This window comes from Vibrio sp. 1641 (assembly GCF_033339995.1).
In the GTDB taxonomy this organism is placed as follows: domain Bacteria; phylum Pseudomonadota; class Gammaproteobacteria; order Enterobacterales; family Vibrionaceae; genus Vibrio; species Vibrio alginolyticus.
The window spans coordinates 1-645 of the sequence record NZ_JAWOVP010000248.1 but is presented as its reverse complement, the minus strand read 5'-3'; the positions used below and the strand labels follow the sequence as shown (position 1 = coordinate 645).

Genomic DNA, 645 nt, shown 5'->3' with positions numbered 1-645 from the left:
ACTTAATGGATTCACCCCATGTATAAACCACTTTTACTCGTTGGCCTTTCTTCCTCACTTGCAGCATGTGCATACAACCAGATGCCTGTTTGACACATGACGAATGTTGACCAAGCGCAATACGAACAAGATTTTGCCTACTGCCAAGGTTACGCAGAGAAAGTCGACAAAACAGAAGCCGCTAAATCTGACGCAACCAATGGTGCAATGACTGGCGCATTAATCGGTGCCGCGGCAGGTGCTCTTGAAGATGGTATTGGCGGTGCAGCTGTTGGCGCAGTAGCTGGTAGCGCAGTCGGTGCTGGTGCAGGCGCTTTAGGTGGCGCGAATGATTCCACCAAAACACAAGCTCTCGTGCTACGCAAATGCCTACAAAATAAAGGTTACACCGTATACGACCTTGATTAATCATTAGTCTAAACCACACAACCAAAGTACTTACTCATCAAATCAAACGTGACGTTTTTTGCTTGCACCCATATTCACAAATGTTTCACGTCTAACCGATTAGTCTCAGATCGCAATTTGGTGCATTTCGGTACTAACACACATCAATCAACCAATAATAAGAATTAAGGCCCAATTTTGAAGCCAGGTAAAACAGGAATTCGCCGAGTCATGGATGCGACCGGTTACTCAATTAAA

The 645-nt window shown here is 45.1% G+C and carries 1 pseudogene; it reads left to right on the top strand.

Going from position 1 to position 645, the window contains the following annotated elements:
* Nucleotides 1–18: 18 nt before the first annotated feature.
* Nucleotides 19–408: pseudogene (locus tag R7Z47_RS25315) on the top strand (glycine zipper family protein).
* The last annotated feature ends 237 nt before the right edge of the window (nt 409–645 follow it).